The sequence below is a fragment of the Vibrio sp. 1978 genome (assembly GCF_033344345.1).
The window spans coordinates 1-703 of sequence record NZ_JAWPOP010000454.1 but is presented as its reverse complement, the minus strand read 5'-3'; the positions used below and the strand labels follow the sequence as shown (position 1 = coordinate 703).

The 703-nt window shown below is 39.3% G+C and carries 1 protein-coding gene and 1 pseudogene; both read left to right on the top strand.

Translation table 11 applies throughout. The annotated features are described in order from the left end of the window. The first annotated feature begins 74 nt into the window (after positions 1–74). Positions 75–404 carry a plasmid mobilization protein gene (locus tag R8N49_RS27195; protein ID WP_276426681.1) on the top strand — a complete coding sequence of 110 codons (330 nt, stop codon included), beginning with the start codon at positions 75–77 and terminating at the stop codon, positions 402–404. After that, a pseudogene (locus tag R8N49_RS27190) lies at positions 394–703 on the top strand (relaxase); the annotation flags it as partial. The gene R8N49_RS27195 and the pseudogene R8N49_RS27190, both read left to right, overlap by 11 nt.

Below are 703 nucleotides of genomic sequence, written 5' to 3'. Positions count from 1 at the left end.
CTGGTAAAAGGGGAGCAAGCTCCCCCTTTAATCCCCCTTTGATCGCGCACAATAATTAAATTATGGTGGCTGAAATGACAAAAGAAAAAAGAGAAAAAACAATCAAAGTCAGAGTTACCAACTCAGAATTTGACGCTATAGAAAAAAGGAGAGGTAATTATTCAATGTCGAATTTTATGAGAAATTCTGCATTAAATATTGAAATGAAAGAGCAGCCAGATATTAAACTGGCTGACCCTGCATTAATTAAAAATATTGCAAGTGTAGGCAATCTTTTAAATCAGATAGCGCGTGTTGCAAACCTACATGCAAAGGCAGGATACCCGATTGAAGTTGCGAGACTAAACATACAAATAAAGTCGATTGAAAACTTAATGAAAAAGGTGGTTTCTGATGCTTGTTAAATTCTTCAAACCTACAGCTTCCAAGGGCGTAACTGGTGGTATTGACTACTTGCTGGGTGACAAGAATCGCTCTGAAAAGCCTGAGCTTTTGAGCGGAAACCCTGACGTTACGCGTCAGCTACTCCACAACTCTACTTTTAAGAACGCGTATACAACGGGTTGTTTGAGCTTTGCTAAAGAAGAAAGCGACATTAGCAAAGAGTTACAGAGTAACTTAATGCAGTCGTTTGAAGAAACGCTCATGAGCGGCTTGGACGCATCACAATACGATTGTGTTTGGATAAAGCACACAGATAAAG

What these genes read in the sequence shown, in the direction of transcription:
- R8N49_RS27195 (WP_276426681.1), top strand. Translation starts at nt 75, where the DNA reads ATGACAAAAGAAAAAAGAGAAAAAACAATCAAAGTCAGAGTTACCAAC.